17 protein-coding genes and 1 tRNA gene are annotated in these 16,448 nt (G+C 69.2%); 9 read left to right on the forward strand and 9 right to left on the reverse strand.

Going from position 1 to position 16,448, the window contains the following annotated elements; translation table 11 throughout:
• Window position 1 precedes the first annotated feature (1 nt).
• Window positions 2-406 (reverse strand): Fur family transcriptional regulator, encoded by a 405-nt coding sequence (locus tag ASG69_RS16145; RefSeq protein WP_027505728.1) that lies wholly within the window; start codon window positions 404-406, stop codon window positions 2-4.
• On the reverse strand, window positions 403-750 hold the full coding sequence (locus tag ASG69_RS16150) for an ArsR/SmtB family transcription factor (RefSeq protein ID WP_027505729.1): 348 nt from the start codon (window positions 748-750) through the stop codon (window positions 403-405). The genes ASG69_RS16145 and ASG69_RS16150 overlap by 4 nt, the downstream gene beginning before the upstream one ends.
• Window positions 751-953: 203 nt before the next feature.
• Between ASG69_RS16150 and ASG69_RS16155 the strand changes: the two genes are divergently transcribed.
• Window positions 954-2,339: a glycine--tRNA ligase gene (locus ASG69_RS16155; RefSeq protein ID WP_027505730.1), complete on the forward strand. Its 1,386-nt coding sequence runs from the start codon at window positions 954-956 to the stop codon at window positions 2,337-2,339.
• Window positions 2,340-2,342: 3 nt separating this feature from the next.
• Here ASG69_RS16155 and ASG69_RS16160 read toward each other — a convergent pair whose 3' ends face one another.
• The 3 genes from ASG69_RS16160 to ASG69_RS16170 form a co-directional block, all read right to left on the reverse strand.
• Complete coding sequence (locus tag ASG69_RS16160; RefSeq protein WP_056445779.1) at window positions 2,343-2,774, reverse strand: SRPBCC family protein; 432 nt, start codon at window positions 2,772-2,774, stop codon at window positions 2,343-2,345.
• 74 nt (window positions 2,775-2,848) lie between these two features.
• A complete protein-coding gene (locus ASG69_RS16165) occupies window positions 2,849-3,655 on the reverse strand; it encodes a hypothetical protein (RefSeq protein ID WP_056445777.1) in 807 nt (268 codons plus the stop codon).
• A gap of 4 nt (window positions 3,656-3,659) precedes the next feature.
• Window positions 3,660-5,681 carry a TPM domain-containing protein gene (locus tag ASG69_RS16170; RefSeq protein ID WP_082544530.1) on the reverse strand — a complete coding sequence of 674 codons (2,022 nt, stop codon included), beginning with the start codon at window positions 5,679-5,681 and terminating at the stop codon, window positions 3,660-3,662.
• A 127-nt stretch (window positions 5,682-5,808) separates the two neighbouring features.
• On the opposite strand from ASG69_RS16170, the gene ASG69_RS16175 reads away from it, so the two are divergent.
• From ASG69_RS16175 to dnaG, 7 genes are read left to right on the forward strand one after another with little or no spacing between them, the layout of a single operon-like run.
• Window positions 5,809-6,723: an ABC transporter ATP-binding protein gene (locus tag ASG69_RS16175; protein ID WP_056445775.1), complete on the forward strand. Its 915-nt coding sequence runs from the start codon at window positions 5,809-5,811 to the stop codon at window positions 6,721-6,723.
• Complete coding sequence (locus tag ASG69_RS16180) at window positions 6,720-7,511, forward strand: ABC transporter permease (protein ID WP_056445772.1); 792 nt, start codon at window positions 6,720-6,722, stop codon at window positions 7,509-7,511. Before ASG69_RS16175 ends, ASG69_RS16180 begins: the two co-directional genes overlap by 4 nt.
• Before the next feature lie 35 nt (window positions 7,512-7,546).
• Window positions 7,547-8,746 carry a sensor histidine kinase gene (locus ASG69_RS16185; protein ID WP_162246772.1) on the forward strand — a complete coding sequence of 400 codons (1,200 nt, stop codon included), beginning with the start codon at window positions 7,547-7,549 and terminating at the stop codon, window positions 8,744-8,746.
• Window positions 8,743-9,351, forward strand: a complete 609-nt coding sequence (locus tag ASG69_RS16190) for a response regulator transcription factor (protein WP_056445769.1) — start codon at window positions 8,743-8,745, stop codon at window positions 9,349-9,351. The genes ASG69_RS16185 and ASG69_RS16190 overlap by 4 nt, the downstream gene beginning before the upstream one ends.
• Before the next feature lie 46 nt (window positions 9,352-9,397).
• On the forward strand, window positions 9,398-10,087 hold the full coding sequence (locus ASG69_RS16195) for a YdcF family protein (RefSeq protein WP_027505738.1): 690 nt from the start codon (window positions 9,398-9,400) through the stop codon (window positions 10,085-10,087).
• Window positions 10,084-11,355 carry a deoxyguanosinetriphosphate triphosphohydrolase gene (locus ASG69_RS16200; RefSeq protein ID WP_027505739.1) on the forward strand — a complete coding sequence of 424 codons (1,272 nt, stop codon included), beginning with the start codon at window positions 10,084-10,086 and terminating at the stop codon, window positions 11,353-11,355. Before ASG69_RS16195 ends, ASG69_RS16200 begins: the two co-directional genes overlap by 4 nt.
• A gap of 57 nt (window positions 11,356-11,412) precedes the next feature.
• Complete coding sequence (dnaG, locus tag ASG69_RS16205; RefSeq protein ID WP_056445766.1) at window positions 11,413-13,338, forward strand: DNA primase; 1,926 nt, start codon at window positions 11,413-11,415, stop codon at window positions 13,336-13,338.
• On the opposite strand, the gene ASG69_RS16210 is transcribed toward dnaG, so the two are convergent.
• Both ASG69_RS16210 and ASG69_RS16215 read right to left on the reverse strand, forming a co-directional pair.
• Window positions 13,335-13,571: a hypothetical protein gene (locus tag ASG69_RS16210; RefSeq protein WP_027505741.1), complete on the reverse strand. Its 237-nt coding sequence runs from the start codon at window positions 13,569-13,571 to the stop codon at window positions 13,335-13,337. The genes dnaG and ASG69_RS16210 overlap by 4 nt on opposite strands.
• A gap of 129 nt (window positions 13,572-13,700) precedes the next feature.
• Window positions 13,701-13,773: transfer RNA gene (locus ASG69_RS16215), tRNA-Asn, on the reverse strand.
• Window positions 13,774-13,940: 167 nt separating this feature from the next.
• Here ASG69_RS16215 and ASG69_RS16220 point away from each other — a divergent pair.
• Complete coding sequence (locus ASG69_RS16220) at window positions 13,941-14,834, forward strand: siderophore-interacting protein (RefSeq protein WP_056445764.1); 894 nt, start codon at window positions 13,941-13,943, stop codon at window positions 14,832-14,834.
• Here the strand turns inward: ASG69_RS16220 and ASG69_RS16225 are convergent.
• Both ASG69_RS16225 and ASG69_RS16230 read right to left on the reverse strand, forming a co-directional pair.
• Window positions 14,801-15,355 carry a hypothetical protein gene (locus tag ASG69_RS16225; protein WP_200933840.1) on the reverse strand — a complete coding sequence of 185 codons (555 nt, stop codon included), beginning with the start codon at window positions 15,353-15,355 and terminating at the stop codon, window positions 14,801-14,803. The two genes, ASG69_RS16220 and ASG69_RS16225, sit on opposite strands and share 34 nt — an antisense overlap.
• A gap of 4 nt (window positions 15,356-15,359) precedes the next feature.
• On the reverse strand, window positions 15,360-16,292 hold the full coding sequence (locus tag ASG69_RS16230; RefSeq protein ID WP_051613353.1) for an SDR family NAD(P)-dependent oxidoreductase: 933 nt from the start codon (window positions 16,290-16,292) through the stop codon (window positions 15,360-15,362).
• Between the last annotated feature and the right edge of the window lie 156 nt (window positions 16,293-16,448).

Here is a 16,448-nt window from a genome sequence, read left to right on the forward strand (position 1 = left end):
CTCATCGCGCGGCGCACTCGCTGCAGGTGCCGAAGATCTCGGCGGTGTGGCTGACGTCGCTGAAACCGTGCTTCGACGCCACCGACTTGGTCCAGCGCTCCACGGCGGCACCTTCCACCTCGACGGTGAAGCCGCAGTCGCGGCACACCAGATGGTGGTGGTGACCGTCGGAGCACCGGCGGTAGACGGACTCACCGGAATCGGTCCGCAGGACGTCGATGGTGCCGGCGTCCGCGAGGGCCTGCAGGGTGCGGTAGACGGTGGTGAGGCCGATACCGTCGCCACGCTTGCGCAGTTCGTCGTGCAGCTCCTGCGCCGACCGGAACTCGTCGACGGTCTCCAGCAGTTCGGAGATGGCGCTGCGCTGCTTGGTCGAGCGCACACCGATGGTGCGGGGAGCGGTCACGAGTGGTTCTCCTCCTGAGCGTGGGCGACGGCGTCGACGACGATGTGGGCGAGGTGGTCGTCCACCAGGCGGTACAGGACCTCGCGTCCGGCACGCTCACCGCGGACGACGCCCGCGGCCTTGAGGACACGCAGGTGCTGGCTGATGAGGGGCTGCGTGACGCCCAGTGCACCGACCAGCTCGTGCACACACCGCTCCGACTCGCGCAGTTGCAGCACGATCGCGATGCGCACCGGAGCGGCGAGTGCACGCAGCAGGTCGCCCGCGCCGCCCAGCACGTCCTTGGACGGCAGCGGAACGGGGCTCGGAGCCGCGGGAGGGACCACCGTGTCGTCGATGCTCATGAAGGTCCTCCTGCACTGTGGGGTGGTGCTTAATGGAAACAGTAACCACTTTCGACATCTACTCTGATATGCGCGGACGTGCATGTCAACTCACCGGTGCTCGAAGACCGGGACGTCGCCGGATAGTCTGATGTGTCGCGAGCAGAGGGACACCCCCCTCGCTCGGCAGTACTACCGACCACCCGAGATGGAGAGCTGGCCCCGTGGCACCGAAGTCCAAGATCGATACCGTCGCCAACCTGGCCAAACGCCGGGGACTCGTCTACCAGTGTGGCGAGATCTACGGCGGAACCAAGTCGGCCTGGGATTACGGCCCCCTCGGCGTGGAGCTGAAGGACAACATCAAGAAGCAGTGGTGGCGCAACATGATCACCAGTCGCGAGGACACGGTGGGTCTCGACTCGTCCGTGATCCTGCCGCGCGAGGTGTGGGAGGCGTCCGGCCACGTCGAGACGTTCTCCGACCCGCTGGTCGAGTCGCTCCACACCCACAAGCGCTACCGCGCCGATCACCTGCTCGAAGCGTACGAGGAGAAGCACGGCCACCCGCCGGAGAACGGACTAGCCGACATCCGTGATCCCGAGACCGGGGAGCCCGGTTCCTGGACGGAGCCGCGCGCATTCTCCGGACTGCTCAAGACGTTCCTCGGACCTGTCGACGACGAGGCCGGACTGCACTACCTCCGCCCCGAGACGGCGCAGGGCATCTTCGTCAACTTCGCCAACGTGCTCACCACGTCGCGCAAGAAGCCGCCGTTCGGCATCGGCCAGATCGGCAAGAGCTTCCGCAACGAGATCACGCCCGGCAACTTCATCTTCCGCACCCGCGAGTTCGAGCAGATGGAGATGGAGTTCTTCGTCAAGCCCGGCGAGGACGAGCAGTGGCACCAGTACTGGATCGACTACCGCATGAAGTGGTACACCGATCTGGGCATCGACCCGGAGAACCTGCGCCTGTACGAGCACGCGCAGGAGAAGCTGTCGCACTACTCCAAGCGCACCGTGGACATCGAGTACCGCTTCGAGTTCCAGGGCAGCGCGTGGGGCGAGCTCGAGGGCGTCGCCAACCGCACCGACTTCGACCTGTCGACGCACTCGAAGCACTCGGGCACCGACCTGAGCTTCTACGACCAGGCCAACGACGAGCGTTACACGCCGTACGTCATCGAACCTGCTGCGGGACTGACTCGTTCGCTCATGGCCTTCCTCGTCGACGCGTACCACGAGGACGAGGCGCCCAATGCGAAGGGCGGCGTGGACAAGCGGACGGTGCTGCGACTCGATCGTCGTCTGGCGCCGGTCAAGGCCGCCGTGCTCCCGCTGAGCCGCAACGCCGACCTGACGCCCAAGGCCAAGGACCTCGCGGCGACTCTGCGACAGAACTGGAACGTCGAGTTCGACGACGCCGGCGCCATCGGTCGCCGCTACCGTCGCCAGGACGAGATCGGCACCCCGTTCTGCATCACGGTCGACTTCGACACGCTGGACGACCATGCGGTCACCATCCGCGAGCGCGACAGCATGGCACAGGAACGGATCGCCCTCGATCAGGTCGAGGGCTACCTCGCCACCCGCCTGCTGGGCTGCTGACCGCTACTTCTGCAGAGCAGCGGTCATCTGCTCCTCGGTCTCTTTCCCGACCCGCTCGAAGGCGATGCCGGCGAGCGGGTCGGCCAGTTTCGCGAGGCCGTTGAACTCGATGTTCGCGTGATAGGTGATCTCGGTGGAGGTCGGGCCGGCTTCGTTCAGCGTGATGTCGTCGGTGCTCGTAGCCGTCTTGTTCGTGCCCTTCAGGACGATGTGGCCGGGCTCGTCGACCTCGAGACGGTAGGTCAGCTCGGTCGAGATGCCGTACAGCTTCGACGTGTTGTTCCATTCCGTGCCGACTGCGACCGGTCCGGGCGTGGACTGCGTGCACTCCACGGTGCCCGGATCCCATTCGGTGGCGTTCGCGAAGTCGCGCAGGTACGCGACCACGTCCGCCCGTGATCGGGTGACGGTGAAGGTGCGGGTGACATCGACCATGGCGTGTCGGACTCCTGAGCTCGAGGATGCGTACCGGGCAGGGATGCCCTCGTCGGACTCGGTCCAATCTGGAGCTACCTGGCGCATGCGCGCTGCTGGTACTCCACCAACTGGCGCTGCACCGACACGGGTACCGGGATGCGGGTGTAGACCGGCGCACCGTCACCCACTGCGATCCACGCGGGGAACACGAAGGGCTTCCTGGCGTCCGCGATGACATGCGGTTCGCAGGACGCCGTCGACAGCGTGACCGGGACGTCGATGCTCGCTGTTCCCGACGCCAGCGTGACCGGCACCTCCTCGCTGCTCAGCGCGTAGAGGAGGCTGCCGCGAATCTCGTCGAGGCGCAACGGGTCGTCACCGCCTCGGCGATCCAGGGTGAGCACCGCCGACAGAGGCGCCGCGGGGTCCGCCGGTGGAGGGCCGGGAACCAGGGTGACCGCGACGATGTCGGCGAGTTCGGCGGCGGCACATTCTTCGGCGTGGATTCGGTTCAGGGTGTCGTTCTGCGACGCGAGCGGCACCTCGACCGCGATGTCGTCACTCGTCTCGACGACCGCTGCCGCCGGTTCCGCTCCGACATCGCACAGCGCTGTTCCGTACGGCACGGTGACGTCGATGCGGGAGCCGCGGTCGAGCGTGATCTCGCGAGGTGTCGCGTCGACCGTCTCGAAGCCGGGAGAACGCAGTGCGACCGACCGGACGGTGACCGGCTGCTCCGACGCGCCGGTGAGCGTCACCTGAAGCTGTCCGCCCACCGCGTCGTCGTCGCGGCTCCGGTAGGCGGATGCGCTCACGGGGGCACGGACCTCCGGCGGCGGCGGTGCGCAGCCGACGAGGAGAGTCAGGGCGAGGGCGCTCGCCGCGACCCGGGCGGTCACCGGCTCAGAAACGTCCGCCGGACGAGCGTCCGATGCGTCCCGAGCTGCCGGAGCCACCGAACGAGCGCGGGCCGCCGCCGAATCCGCCGTAGCCACCGCCGCGACGGTTCCCGTACGAGCGGCCCCCCGAGAAGCCGCCCCGCAGCACGCTGTCGATGAGCACGCCGGTGAGGATGCCGCCCGCCGAGGACGAGCCGCCGTACCCACCGCTGTGCCGAGGGCGCTGTGTCGCCTCCCAGTCGGCGACGTCCGCCTGAGCGAGGTGCGACGCCTGCGCGGCGAGGGACAGGGCGGCCCCGGCGTGCTGCAGAGCGCGTGGCGCGTCCGTGGCACCCAGCTGCTGGGCGGCTTGGACGTGCCGTTCGGCCTCGGCGAGCCGCGTGCGTGCCTGGACCTTCACCGCGCCGCTGCGGGCGCCGATGTACTCGCTCGCGGCCCGCACCTGTGCCTGCGCCGACGCGAGGTCCCGGTCCAGTCGAGCGCGGGCATGGTCGTCCTGTTCCTTGCTCTGTGTGGCGACGGCGAGTGCGGAGTCGAGTTGCGCGTCGGCCGCGACGAGGGCGTTCATACTGCCCAGCGGATCCTGAGTGCCGCGGGTCCGTGCCTGATCCAACGCCTCGGCGACGGCGGCCCGTGCCGCGGTGAGTGGGTCTCCGCCGTGCGAGGCGAGGCGGTCCGCCGACGCGATGTCGGCTTCCGCGTCGGCCATCGCCGCGTCGAGCCCGGAGCGCGCGGCCTCGATGTCGGCGTCGGCGTGCTCGACGGCGTCGAGCAGCGATCGGGCGCGCGACAGCGCACTCTCCGCGGTGCGCACCGCGGCCACCACCGGTCCCTGGTGACCCACCGGTTGCGCGGCGGCATCACGCCCCTCGTCGATGCTCGCGTCGGCGAGCTCGAGCTGTTCCTTCGCCAGGTCGACGTTGTTCGCCACCGGCGCGAGGACGGAGCTGTCGTACCGCCCCGCGAGGCTCGTCAGGGTCGCCGCCGCCGCGTCCAGCCGCGCCGTCTGCTCCACCTGCCCGCGCGTGAGCGCGTCGAGACGGGAGTCCGCGTCGATCAACAGGTTCCGGATCTCGTCGAACTCGGCGACCTTCTCGTCGAGGTGCCGGTCCGCGTCACTGCACGAGGTGATGATCGACAGGAGCATCTGGCGCCGCTCGTCGGGCGACTCGGGGATCGCGTCGTCCAGACGCTGCCTCGTCTCGAACGCGGCCGCGAGCGCGCGGCGGGCGCAGTCGAGAGCCTCGACGAACGGGCGAGCCGCGGCCTGTCCCAGTTCGCCGACGGCAGTGGACAACTCGTCGGCACTGGCCCGGATCGCCTCGTCGGTCTCCACCAGCAGAGCGCGGGAACGCTCGTCCAGGACGTCGAGCGGGAGAGCGGCGAAGGCCGCGGGGTCACCGCCGTCCAACTGCTCGGCGGCCTCCAGTGCATCGGCTCGCCGCCGCCGTGCGCGCAGCCGAGTGAAGGCGAAGGCGCCCAGTACGAGGACGAGGATCACGCCGACGGCGACCCAGAGACCTGCCGATCCCGAGCCGGTGGTCGACGCCGCCTTGCCCAGGCCGGTGGCTGCCGCCGTCGCCGCGCCCGCCCAGTTCTCCTCGCGCAGCGCCGGTTCGATCGAGGCCTGCTCGAGTTCGGAGATCTCCGAGTCCGAGATGCTCGACAGCGCCTGGGGAACGTTCAGGACGTACGAGCGGGCCTGCGTCGCGACCGCCATGAGCACATCACGGTCCCCGAAGTCGCTGGTGGACGCCGTGCGCTCACCCCACGAGGTGGCAGCCTGGCCCGAGAAGTCGTCGACGAAGACCACCCAGAGCCGGAAGCCCTGCTCGTCGTAGAGGGTGTCGACGGCGGACTGCACCTCGGACACCTCACCGGCATCGAGTGCGCCGGCCTGATCGGTGACCTGCTCGGGCACTCGGAACGGTTCCTCGGCGGAGGCGGGCACGCCCACACCGACCACGGCGAGGACGAACAGGATCGCGGTGGTGGCGGCACGCAGGAGCACTCGGACCCGGGTCATGGTGGGAACCTACCGGGAGCGTGGCCGAACGGTGCGAACGAGGACGAGAGACCCGTGACAACTGTCATGCCGCGGTCGTGACGCACGAACGAGGGTTCGTCCCTCGCATCGGAGCAGTGTTCTTCTCATGACCACACCAGCGATTCACCTCGACCATCTGCGGAAGTCGTTCGCCGGGCCGGGCCACACCCGTGTCCAGGCCGTCGACGACCTGTCACTCGTCGTCCACCCGGGCGAGATCGTCGCGTTCCTCGGGCCCAACGGCGCCGGCAAGACCACCACGATCGACATGATGCTGGGCCTCGGTCGACCCGACGAGGGCTCCGTCGCCCTCTTCGGTGGATCGCCCGAGGACGCCGTCGCGACGGGCCGCGTGTCGGCGGTGATGCAGAGCGGGGGACTGCTCAAGGACATCACCGTCGAGGAGACCGTTCGCCTCATCGGCACCCTGTACTCGTCCACCCGGCCCGTCTCGGAAGTCCTGGCACGCGCAGGCATCGCGGACATCGGGGGCCGGATGGTGGGGAAGTGCTCCGGCGGTCAGCAGCAGCGGTTGCGGTTCGCGCTCGCCCTGCTCCCGGATCCCGATCTCATCGTGCTCGACGAGCCGACCACGGGCATGGACGTGGAGGGCCGACGTGAGTTCTGGGCCGCCATGCGCGAGGACACCTCGCACGGACGCACGGTCCTGTTCGCCACGCACTACCTCGACGAGGCGGACGCCTACGCCGACCGCATCGTGCTGCTGCGCGACGGGCGCATCGTGGCGGACGGCACCGCGGCCGAGATCAAGAACGTGGCGTCCGGCCGGCGGGTCTCGGCGATCCTGCCGGGCGCGCGGGCAGCCGATCTGCTGGCCGTTCCCGGCGTCGACGACGTCGAGATCCACGGTGACCGGCTCACCGTCCACGCGACGGACTCGGATGCAGTCGCTCGATACCTGTTCGCACACACCGCAGCTCGCGAGGTGGAGATCGTTCCCCACACTCTCGAGGACGCGTTCCTGACCCTCACCACCGACACCACCGGGAGCCTCGCATGACCGCCACCGATTCGACCACCACCACCACTGTCCGGACGCTGCCGGCTCGGGGCGGATTCAACGCCGGCTTCCTCGCACTCGAGATGCGCCGGATGTTGCGGAACCGCCGCACCGTCGTCTTCGCACTCGTCGTGCCGCCGATCTTCTTCCTCATCTTCGGGCTGCAGGGTGATCTGAAGACCGAGTCGGCAGGATCGGCGAACGTCACCGGCTACGTCATGGTGAGCATGGCCCTCTACGGCGCGATGCTGGCCACCACGAGTGGCGGCGCCATGGTCTCGATCGAACGCGGACTCGGATGGAGCCGTCAGCTGCGGCTCACCCCGCTGACCCCCACCGCGTACATCGCGGTGAAGGTCGTCGTCGCCATGGCGCTCGGGCTCGTGTCCGTGGCCGTCGTCTTCGCCGTCGGTGCGGCGACAGGCGCGACTCTTCCCGCCGCGGCATGGGTGGAGTGCTTCGTGCTCGCCTGGATCACCTCGATCGTGTTCGCGGCGTTCGGCCTCTTCATGGGGTACCTGCTGCCGTCGGAGAACGTGATGCAGATTCTCGGACCCGGTCTCGCTGTGCTCGCGTTCGCCGGTGGTCTCTTCGTCCCGGCGAGTGGATGGTTCGCGACCGTGGCGAAGTTCGTCCCCACCTACGGGGTGGCCACGTTGGCGCGGTCGCCGCTCGGGGACACCTCGTGGACGTCGCTGGTGGAGGCGCTCGTCAACGTCGCGGTGTGGACGACGATCTTCGTGATCGGCGCGATGACGATGTTCCGCAAGGACACCGCCCGCGTATGACACGTCCGGACACCAGGGGGTCTAGCGTGGCGGCGGTGAGCAGGACCACCGCCGCCGCGCTCGGCCGTCGTCAGGGCCTCGTGCAGTCACTTCGGTCGCATTTCGTCATCGAGCCGCGCGAGGTGAACGTCGACGACAGCGAGGGGACGCGACTGCGCGCCGCCGTGCGCCGAGGCTGGGTCTTCAGTGCGGTGTGGCTGGCCTACCTGATCTATCCGGTACGGGCGGTGTGGAGTTACGACGGGCCCGTCCACTGGCAGGTGGCCGCAGCGCTGTGTCTGCTCGCCTTCGCCGCGGTGTTCCTGGGTGGTTTCCGCGACTTCCGGGGACGGCTGCATGCCGAGGCGCAGGTGCGGGTGCCCCGACAGTGGGCTGTGGTGGTGGCGCTGATGCTGCTGCTGGTTCCGGTCGCTCCCGCAGCCGGTGACTCCGTGTTGACGGGATGCGTGTTCGTGGCGGTTCTCGCCGTCATGACCCTTCCTCGCCGGTCGGGTCTCCTCGTGCTAGCTGCGAACGTCGCCGCGGTCGAGGTGCTTCCCCGTGTCGTCCCGAGTTGGACCCCGGACGATTCCGCCGGGTTCACCGTGGCGGTGGCCGCGTTCGCCGCCTGGGGAATCAGCCAACTCGTCGCTCGCAACATCCAGCTGACCGAGGCGCGCCGCCGCCTGTCCGACCTGGCCGTGGTCGAGGAGCGCGAGAGAGTCGCTCGCGACGTCCACGACATCCTCGGCCACTCGCTGACCGTCATCACCATGAAGGCCGAGCTGGCCGGGCGACTCGTCGAGGTGGATCCGGCGCGTGCCGCCGTCGAGATCGCCGACGTCGAGAGCCTCTCGCGCGCAGCGCTCGCCGACGTGCGATCGACGGTGGGCGGGCTGCGTCACCTGCGACTCGACACCGAGATACGGGGAGTGCGCAGCGCCGTCGAAGCGGCAGGGATGACACTGCACATCGAGGGGTCGGTGCGTGACGTGGCGGAGGAGTTCCGTGAGCTGTTCGCCTGGGCGCTCCGGGAAGCGGTGACGAACGTGGTGCGTCACAGCGGCGGAACCGAATGCCGGGTGCGACTCGATGCCCGCCGAATCACCGTCGCGGACAACGGCATCGGGCCGCAGGGCGAGTCCACGGGCACCGGCCTGCGGGGACTCACCGACCGCGCGGACGCCCTCGGCGCCGCCGTCCGGGTCGCACGGGGAAGTGACGGCGGGTTCACTCTCACGGTGACGGCGCCGTGACGATCCGACTCCTGCTGGCCGACGACCAGGCCCTGGTCCGCGGCGCTCTGGCCGCCCTGTTGGGACTCGAGCACGATCTCGACGTCGTCGCGGAGGTGGGGCGCGGCGACGAGGTGGTGCCCGCAGCGCTCGAGCACCGTCCCGACGTGGCGCTTCTCGACGTCGAGATGCCCGGGGGAGACGGCATCGCGACCACCGCCCTGCTGCGGGCGGCAGTCCCCACGTGTCGCGTGCTCGTGGTCACCACCTTCGGACGGCCCGGGTACGTGCGGCGGGCCATCGACGCCGGTGCCGGCGGATTCGTGGTCAAGGACACGCCCGCTCGCCAACTCGCCGAGGCGGTCCGGCGGGTCCACGCCGGGATGCGCGTCATCGACCCGGCACTGGCGACGGAGACGCTGACGGCCGGGAACTCGCCCCTGACACCGCGGGAGCGGGACGTCCTGTCCGCGGCTCGCTCCGGGACCACCGCCGGGTCCATCGCCGCCGCACTGCACCTCTCCGAGGGCACGGTGCGGAACCATCTCTCCGCCGCCATCGGGAAGACCGGTGCCACCACGCGCGCCGAGGCCGTGCGCATCGCGGAGGACCACGGGTGGTTGTGAGGCGCGCCGGACCGATCTCCGCGGGTGCGGCTGGCAGAATCGACGTGTGAGTACCGACTACCGCTACGACGACCCGTACGTGCCGCAGCCCGATCGTCTCGGCTTCGGCGGCACCGTCGCGCGCTGGCTCCGTCGGCTCGTGGCGGGCGTGGTCCTCGTGGGAGTGCTCCTCGTCGGTGGGACCGCCGTGCGGGTGTGGCAGGTGGCTCGGATCGACGATCACACGCCGTCGGACGCCATCGTCGTGCTCGGCGCGGCCCAGTACGACGGCGTCCCCTCGTCGGTCTTCGAGGCGCGACTCGAACAGGCGTCGGCGCTGTTCTCCAGCGGGGTCGCTCCGCTGATCGTGACGGTCGGTGGCAAGCAGGTGGGCGACAACTACACCGAGGCGGCGTCGGGTCGGAACTACCTGATGGACCAGGGTGTTCCGGGCGAGGACATCGTCGCCGTCGAGGAGGGGTCGGACACCCTGCTCAGCATCGAGGCCGTCGCGGCGGAGTTGCAGTCGCGAGGACTGACCGACATCACCCTGGTGAGCGATCCGTGGCACTCGCTGCGCACCCGCACCATGGCGCGCGACGCCGGTCTGGACGCGTGGACGTCGCCCACCCGCCAGGGCCCCGCCGTGTTCACCCGCGAGTCGCAGATCCACGGGATCGCCAGGGAGACAGCGGCTCTGCTGTGGTACCAGCTGACGCACTACTCCGCGGACTTCCAGTACACGGCCAGCCAGTGACGCAGTACGACGCGGCGGACCTCGAACGACTGGTGGCGGAGGGGCCGAAGACGGCCGCGCTGGTGCTCACCGAGACACCCGGCGATTCGCGAGGACACTTCGCCCGTGATCGCGCCCGGGTGCTGCACTCGGCCGCGTTGCGACGCCTCGCCGACAAGACCCAGGTCACCGGTCCCCGTGAGGGCGACACGCCCCGCACCCGATTGACGCACTCTCTGGAGGTCGCCCAGATCGGGCGCAGCATCGCCGACGGCATCGGGTGCGACCCCGATCTGGTGGAACTGGCCGGGCTGGCTCACGACATCGGCCACCCGCCCTACGGACACAACGGCGAGCGGGCCCTCGACGAGGTGGCCGAGTCCTGCGGCGGGTTCGAGGGCAACGCTCAGAACCTTCGGATCCTCACGGTGCTGGAACCAAAGGTCCTCACCGAGGACGGCGCCAGCGCTGGGCTGAACCTCACTCGTGCCTCGCTCGATGCCGCGATCAAGTACCCGTGGCTGCGGCCGCGGCCGGGCGCGAAGTTCGGCGCCTACGACGACGACGCCGACACCCTCACCTGGATCCGCGAGGGCGCACCCGAGGGTCGTCAGAGCCTGGAGGCGCAGGCGATGGACTGGGCCGACGACGTCGCGTATTCGGTGCACGACGTGGAGGACGGCATCATCGCCGGGCGCATCGACCTCCGGTCGCTGGCGGACCCCAGCGAGCAGTCGGCCCTCGCCGAGATGTCGGTGAGCGAGTTCCGCGGCTTCGACCGTGACCACATGCGCGAGGCCGCTCAGCGGTTGTCGGAGATGCCGGTGGTCACCGATGCGTCCGGCTACGACGGCACTCTCGTCCGCTCGGTGGCGCTCAAGCGGATGACGAGCGAACTGGTGGGCCGATTCACCACCGCCGCCATCTCCAGCACCCGGGAGGCGGCCGACGGCAGGCCTGTGCGGCGCTACGAGGCGGATCTCTCCGTGCCGTCGCTGGTCCGAGCGGAGGTGGCGTTGCTCAAGACGATGGCGCTGCGTTACGTGATGTCCGACGCCGGGCACCGGCTCCGGCAGGACCGTCAGCGCGATCGCATCCACCGCGTCGCGGCCTGGCTGCTGTACTCGGCACCGACCTCGCTCGATCCGATGTTCGTTCCCGTGTGGAACGCCGCCGCGGACGACTCCCAGCGCATCCGCGTCGTGGTGGATCAGATCGCGTCCTACACGGAGTCGCGGCTCGAACGGGTGGACAAGAGCAGCCTCGGAGCGCAGGCGTCCTGGGGTTAGCGGGTCCGGGTCGGTACGGCGGGGGAGCCGTGTCGGACCCGGCACTAGACTGGGCTCGTGGCCGGCCGGATACCTGAACGCGATGTAGCCGCCATTCGCGAACGCACTCGCATCGAGGACATCGTCGGCGAGTACGTCGCACTGAAGGCTCCGCGAGGCGACTCCATGAGCGGGCTCTGCCCGTTCCACGACGAGAAGAACCCGTCTTTCCACGTCCGGCCGAATCACGGCACCTTCCACTGCTTCGGCTGTGGTGAGGGCGGCGACGTGTACACGTTCCTGCAGAAGATCGAGCACATCACGTTCGTCGAGAGCGTCGAGCAACTCGCGGATCGGCTGAGCTACTCCATCTCGTACGAGGGTGGCGGCACCTCGGTCCAGCGTGATCGTGGGACCCGGTCCCGCCTCGTCGCGGCCAATGCGGCAGCGCAGCAGTTCTACGCCGAGCAACTCGGATCACCCGAGGCGCAGGCGGCGCGGGACTACCTGACGCAGCGCAACTTCGATGCCGCCGCTGCACAGGAGTTCGGGTGCGGGTTCGCCCCGAGTGGGTGGGACACGCTCACCAAGCATCTGCTGAACAAGGGCTTCGAGTTCAAGGAACTCGAGGCGGCCGGGCTGTCCCGCGAGGGCAAGCGGGGTCCGATGGACCGGTTCCACCGTCGATTGCTGTGGCCCATCCGCAACCTGTCCGGTGACGTCATCGGCTTCGGCGCACGCAAGATCTTCGACGACGACACGATGCCGGGAAAGTATGTCAACACTCCGGAGACGTTGCTGTACAAGAAGTCTCAGGTGCTGTTCGGCCTCGACCTGGCGAAGAAGGACATCGCCAAGGGGCATCAGGCCGTCGTCGTCGAGGGCTACACCGACGTCATGGCCATGCACCTGGCGGGAGTCAAGACGGCGGTCGCCTCGTGCGGTACCGCTTTCGGTGACGAGCACCTCGCGCTCCTGCGTCGGCTGCTGATGGACGACAAGTTCTGGCGCGGCGAGATCATCTACACCTTCGACGGGGACTCCGCCGGTCAGGCCGCCGCGATGAAGGCCTTCTCGGGAGACCAGAAGCTCGCCGGCCAGACGTTCATCGCGGTGGCTCCGGACGGGATGGATCCGTGCGACCTGCGCCTCGAGAAGGGGGACGCGGCAGTACGTGATCTCGTCGCGCGTCGTACCCCGCTCTTCGAGTTCGCCATTCGCGGCGCTCTGTCCGAGTGCGATCTCGACACCGCCGAGGGGCAGGTCGAAGCCCTGCGCCGCACCGTGCCGATGGTCGCCCAGATGAAGGACCGTGCGCTCCGCGACAACTACGCGGCTCGGCTCAGCGGCTGGGTGGGCTGGATAGACGAGCGCATGGTGGTCAACCGGGTGCGCGAGGAAGCGGCCAAGATCGCGAAGGGTGGCGCTCCGGCGCCGCTCCGGCGGCCGGTGCGCAGTACCGAGACCGAGAAGGCTGCGCCGGTCGGACCGGCCCATCCGGCGCGCAACGACCCCACGCTGTGGCCGCAGCGCGAAGCCCTCAAGGCAGTCATGCAGCACCCCGGTATCGCCGGGTCCGTGTTCGATTCGCTGCCCCCCGAGACGTTCGGGCACCCGGCGTACGCCGCGGTATCCGAGGCGGTCCGCGAGGCCGGTGGAACGGCAGCGGGGCTCGGGGGCGGGGAGTGGCTCGACGCCGTCGGCAAGAAGGCGGAGCCGAAGGGATTGCGCTCCCTGGTCACGGAACTGGCCGTCGAGGCCATGCCCATCTCCGACGAGGCGACCCCGCGCTACATCTCGGGGGTGCTCGCGCGTCTGCAGGAGGTGTGGGTCGGCCGGCAGGTCGCGGAACTGAAGTCGAAGCTGCAGCGCATGTCACCCATCGAGAAGCCGGACGACTACAACGCGCTGTTCGGCGACCTCATCGCGCTCGAGCAGTACCGCCGCAGCCTGTTGGAGCAGGCCGTCGGCAGCACCACGGACGCGGAGTTCCCCGCCGTCTAGAGCTTGTCGTGCGGGATGTAGAGCTGAGTGTCGTCGACCTGCTTCATCGGCTCGAGCTTCGGCTGCGTGCTGAGGGTGTCGGCCAACTTCTGGCGTCCGGCCGACACGACCTTCTTCGTCGCGGGGCTCGACGCCACCGCCTTCGTCGCGCGGCTGATCTGTTCGTAGCGCGCACGCCCCGCCTTGGTGCCGAGCACGTATCCGGCAGCGATGCCGGCCAACATTCCCATCATGTGAGCGTGAGTCCTTTCGAGACGTCTGATTCCATCCTGCCCGACGTGACCGGGCACGGCGAACTCCCCGGGGCCGGTGCGGCGAAACGAGAAGAGCCCGTGACCGACGACGGTCACGGGCTCTGCGTGCTCCCCCATCTGGACTTGAACCAGAAACCCTTCGATTAACAGTCGAATGCTCTGCCAATTGAGCTATGGGGGAATGTTCGTGGCTCCGACAGCACCCTCTCGGATGCATCCTCGCCGAGAAGAGACTCTAACCCATGGCACCCGTCGACCACCAAATCGCCTCGTCCTGGCACCACCACACCCGGCCTGGTCAGGGTAACCTAACTCGGAACGACGACCTCGACTGCGGGAGCACCGACGATGACCGACGACACCGAGCCGACCTTCTACTGGGCCGAGGTGGTGGACCGGACGACACTGAGCCCCAACCTCGTTCGCCTCACCTTCGGCGGAGAGGACCTGCGCCGGTACCGCCCGGCCGGTGTGGCCGACGAGTGCGTCGCGCTCTACTTCCCGGCTCCCGGCGACGCTCGGCCGCCGGCCATGCAGTGTGTCGACGGGGTCTGGTGGTACCACGACGACGCCACCCGTCCCGAGGGACGCAACTACACGGTGCGACGGGTGACGGACGCCGGTGAGCTGGTGATCGACTTCGTCGCCCACGACGGCGGGGTGGCCGCGTCCTGGGCGCTGTCGGCGCGACCGGGCGACGTCGTGGTCGTCACTCCGCCGCGGCACTGGTTCGCGCCGCCGGCGGACACCGCGTGGTTCCTCCTCGCGGCGGATCTCGCCGGGCTTCCGGCGCTGGGCCGAGTGCTCGAGGAGTTGCCCGCGAACACTCGGGCCCATGCGATCGTCGAGGTTCTCGACGAGGCCGACGTGCAGACGTTCGAGTCGGCGGCCGAGGTGACAGTGCAGTGGTGCATCGGGTCCGGTAACGGGCACGGTCCCGGAGTGCTGCCGGACGCGGTGCAGGCGTGGGAGTTCCCGCCGGGCGAGGGTTACGTTTTCTTCGCGGGGGAGGCCGCGGACTCGCGTGCCGTCCGCAAGTACGTGCGCCGCGAGCAGGGTATGGGCGTCGACCGTTTCGACATCATCGGCTACTGGCGCGTGCGAGCCGAGCAGTGGCTCGCGAAGTACACGGCGGTGGAGAAGGAGGTGTCCGCCGTCTACGTGGGCGCGCTGCAGGAGGGCCGTTCGGAGTCGGAGGCGGCCTTGATCTACGACGAAGCGCTGGAGAAGGTCGGTCTCTGACGCACTCCTCGGCGCGCGAACTCCAGGAGCACCGCACCCGAAGCGACCCCCGCCACGATGTCGATCCACATCCGGTCCGCCCCGGCGACGGCCAGGACGAAGCCGAGCACCCCGAGAACGGTCAGCACCGAGCCCAGGACGTCGAACAGTCGCAGGTGCCACAGGCGCGCCAGGACGACGAAGTGCACGCCGACCACGACGGCCACCCAGGCGACCCCGGCCTCGGGCAGTCCGAGAGGCCCCGCCACGATGCGGATGCCGACGAAGAGCAGCACCACCTCGGCGAGCACGATCACGACGTAACCGCGTCCGAACGGTGTGACACCCGCGGGCACCGTGGCCACGGGATTGCGCGCGATTCCCACGAGAACGGTGATCGCGGCCGCCGCAGCGGCCACACAGAACGCGAGACGCAGGAGTGTCGGCGACGACGCCGAGTTGACCACCACGAACACGAGTCCGAACACGGCGCCGATGAGGGATCCGAGCTTCTGTGGGGGCAACCGGCGTCGGGTGGTCATGGACTCAGTGTGGACGGTCTCCGGTCCGCGCGGTCACTTTCCGCGGGGGAGGTGCGGTCCTGGAGTGGAATACATTGCCCTCCGAATCGTCTTTGGGCTCGCGTGCGATGCCGAAACGCCACATCAACGGCCCGACGAGTCGATCGAAGACCGCCGGCACCAGCGAGTAGCCCGCCGACGCGAACTTGTTGACGAGACCGAACACCGCATCGGCGTCCCGCTCACGTTGTGGGCGCCGGACGACCGCCGCGACGGCACGGGCGATGACCTCGGGCTCCGCGACGGGGGGAGGCGGCGATCCCGCTCTCCCGACGACGGTGGCGGCCTGCTCGTAGATCGGCGTGTTCACGGCACCGGGTGCGACGGCGCTGACGTGCACGCCGGGATACTGCCGAACCTCCTGCTGGAGAACACGGGTGAGGCCGCGCAGCCCCCATTTGGACGTGACGTAGGTGCCCATCCACGGCACCGCGATACGGCCCAGCAACGAGCCGATGACCACGAGGTGGCCGTGCTCCTGGTCGCGGAACACCGTGAGCGTCGACCGTGCGACGTTCGCGGACCCGAGCAGGTCGACCGACACGGCGTGATCGAACACCTCTGCCGGGGTGTCGAGGAACGTCCCGTAGGACATCACGGCGGCGGAGTGCACGCAGACGTCGAGGCGGCCGAACTGCTCGACGACCTCGGTGACGACCTTGGTCACGTCGTCGCCGCGCACCACGTCGACCGGCTTGACGGCCACCGCGGCGGCGCCGCGTTGCAGGCATTCGTCGGCCACGGCGGCCAGACCGTCACGGCCACGGGCACACACGACGATGGACCAGCCGCGCTCGGCGTAGAGGTGGGCGGTGGCGCGGCCGATACCGCTGGACGCGCCGGTGATCAGGATCGTCCCGGCGGATCGACGATCGGTGGGAGAGATGGACTGGGTCATGGATCACCTCGGGTATCGACGCGCTGCCGACGTCGGCGCGCGTCCGGAGAGTCGACGGGCGAGACCGTCGATGGTGACGCCAGTTCTCGACGCCGTCGACGCCGCGGATGTGACCGGCGGCGTCCCAGAGCAGTACCCCGAATTCGGAGTCACGAG

This window comes from Rhodococcus sp. Leaf225 (genome assembly GCF_001426145.1).
In the GTDB taxonomy this organism is placed as follows: Bacteria; Actinomycetota; Actinomycetes; order Mycobacteriales; family Mycobacteriaceae; genus Rhodococcoides.